The 1,655-nt window shown below is 26.9% G+C and carries 1 protein-coding gene; it reads left to right on the plus strand.

Annotated features, from left to right (window positions below):
• Nucleotides 1-223 precede the first annotated feature (223 nt).
• On the plus strand, nt 224-1,600 hold the full coding sequence (locus tag EG240_RS14080) for a site-specific integrase (RefSeq protein ID WP_125019996.1): 1,377 nt from the start codon (nt 224-226) through the stop codon (nt 1,598-1,600).
• Nucleotides 1,601-1,655 lie beyond the last annotated feature (55 nt).

A 1,655-nucleotide genomic window follows, 5' to 3' on the forward strand; every position in this document is an offset into this window, starting at 1 on the left:
CCTGCAATCTTTAAGATATGCAGGTTTTTTTTTGTGCATGAGTACCATCAAAATTTATAAAAATGCTCAAAATTCTGTGGCAAAATAATGGCAATTTTTTAAAGGTAAAATTATTGCCACTAAAACAAACATAAATACTTGATTTTCAACATGTAAATATATTTAACGACTTGAATTTAAATTATTGTAGTTCGATATTTATCAATATTTAAATTTATATTATATGTTAGAAACAAGTTACGGATTAAATTTCTTTCTCAAAACGCATCATAAAGGATTCGATTTACGATATATTTATTTAAGAATCACTGTAAATGGAATACAGAAAGAAGCATCTACCAAACGAAAATGGGAGTCATCAAGATGGAATCAGAAAAATGAAAAAGCAATTGGTACAAAAGAAGATGCAAAAGCTTTAAATTATTTTTTAGATTCATTGAGACGAAAAGTCGATGACTATAAAATACAACTGATAAATCGTAATATCTCAATTACATCAAAGCTACTAATTGATTATGTACTCGGAAATACTGTAGCAAATACAAAAGTACTTGAAGAATTTCAAAAACATAATAACGAAATTTTAGCATTAGTTTCTAAAGGCGAGTATAGTATGGGTACATACGAAAGATACGTTACAGCTAGATCACACGTTGAGCAATTTATAAAATTGAAGTACAAAGTTGATGATTTAGAGTTTAGACAATTAAACTATGAGTTTATTCAAGATTATGATTTTTTTTTAAGAACCGTTAGAAATTGTCAAAACAATAGTACTGTAAAATACATTGCTAATTTTAAAAAAATTATTTTCAGAGCTATCTCCAAAGACATTATAACCATTGATCCGTTTAAAGCTTTCAAAAGTAAAAAAAATGCTATCAAAAAAACCCCTTTGAGTTCTCAAGAACTTTTTACATTAGAAAATAAAGTTTTTGATTCTGATAGATTAAACGAAGTTAGAGATATATTTGTTTTTCAATGTTATACTGGATTGGCTTATATTGATGTGAAGCAACTCAACAAAAATGAAATTAAAATAGGTATAGACGACAAAGCTTGGATTGTTTCGAATAGACAAAAAACAGGTTCCTCTACCACTATTCCACTTCTAAGTAAAGCAATAGAAATCTTAGAAAAATATAAAGAGCATCCATTATGTTTAAAAAGCAACTTACTTCTTCCTGTAAAATCAAATCAAAAAATGAATGAGTATTTGAAAGAAATTGCGACACTATGTCAAATCGATGATAATCTTACAACTCATAAAGCTAGAAGAACTTTTGGAAGTACTGTGACACTAAACAATGGTGTTCCAATGCATGTAGTTAAAGAAATGCTTGGTCATCAATCCATAAAACAAACCGAAGAATACGCGCTGACTGAACAATCAACCATTAGTAGAGAAATGAATCTTTTGGAAACTAAAATTACTTCTAACACTGATAAGAATTATTCTGATACAATAATTCTTTTAAAAACAATTGAAAATCAAATAACTCAATTAGCTATTGAATCACATAAATCTTCAGATTCTAAAGTGATTTCGAAGTTAATGAAATATCAAAATGAAATAGAAAATCTTAAAAAATTATTATAAAATAAATTCAAAAATTTGAATCATATAAAGCAGAACATAAAGTTTCTGCTTTTTT

The sequence above is a fragment of the Paenimyroides tangerinum genome (genome assembly GCF_003865405.1).
GTDB classification, from domain to species: Bacteria; Bacteroidota; Bacteroidia; order Flavobacteriales; family Flavobacteriaceae; genus Flavobacterium; species Flavobacterium tangerinum.

What these genes read in the sequence shown, in the direction of transcription:
- EG240_RS14080 (WP_125019996.1), top strand. Translation starts at nt 224, where the DNA reads ATGTTAGAAACAAGTTACGGATTAAATTTCTTTCTCAAAACGCATCAT.